This window comes from Geminicoccus flavidas (genome assembly GCF_009806515.1).
GTDB lineage: Bacteria > Pseudomonadota > Alphaproteobacteria > Geminicoccales > Geminicoccaceae > Geminicoccus > Geminicoccus flavidus.
The window spans coordinates 1-215 of sequence record NZ_WUJP01001043.1 but is presented as its reverse complement, the minus strand read 5'-3'; the positions used below and the strand labels follow the sequence as shown (position 1 = coordinate 215).

The following is a 215-nucleotide window of genomic DNA, read 5'->3' as shown; positions in this document are numbered from 1 at the left end:
GCGGTCATCGACTATGAGCTGAGCTACGACTTCCCGACCATCGGGCAGCGCATCATGCTGCTGAGCGCCAAGCGCCTCTTCCATCCCGACCACAACAGCCCGAACCTGCTGATCGTCATCGAGGACGTCACCGAACGCCGCCGGATCAACCACGAGAAGGATCTCATGATCGGCGAGATCCAGCACCGGCTGAAGAACCTGTTGGCGGTCGTCCA

General features: G+C 60.9%; 1 pseudogene. It reads left to right on the top strand.

Annotated elements, in window-relative coordinates:
* Positions 1-215: pseudogene (locus EQG76_RS29925) on the top strand (sensor histidine kinase); the annotation flags it as partial.